Here is a 371-nt window from a genome sequence, read left to right on the forward strand (position 1 = left end):
GTAAAGGCAGTAATGTCATAGCCGAGTGATACTAATAATCCGTATAGCTTAGTGCCCCGTCCCCCATAGCTCGCAAGAGCGAAGGGGGACAGGAAAACCTAAAGCTTTGTATACTGCTCGAAGTGTTAACCTCAATTTTTATTTTCCAAATATGTCAACTCATTAGAAGTGAGATATTAGATATGAGATCTGAGACTTTTTGTCTTACGTCTAACATCTAAAATCTAATATCTGCTTAAAGATCTAAGGTGGTTATAGCAACGGGGCTCACCTCTTCCCTTTCCGAACAGAGAAGTTAAGCCCGTTAGCGCAGATGGTACTGCATCTCGTGGGAGAGTATGTCGCCGCCTTTCTTTTAAAGCCTCAACAGC

General features: G+C 42.6%; 1 rRNA gene. It reads left to right on the top strand.

Annotation, left to right across the window (positions count from 1 at the left end):
• Positions 1-244 precede the first annotated feature (244 nt).
• Positions 245-353 (top strand): 5S ribosomal RNA (gene rrf / locus HC175_RS20610).
• Positions 354-371: the final 18 nt, after the last annotated feature.

Source organism: Salinimicrobium oceani (assembly GCF_012037645.1).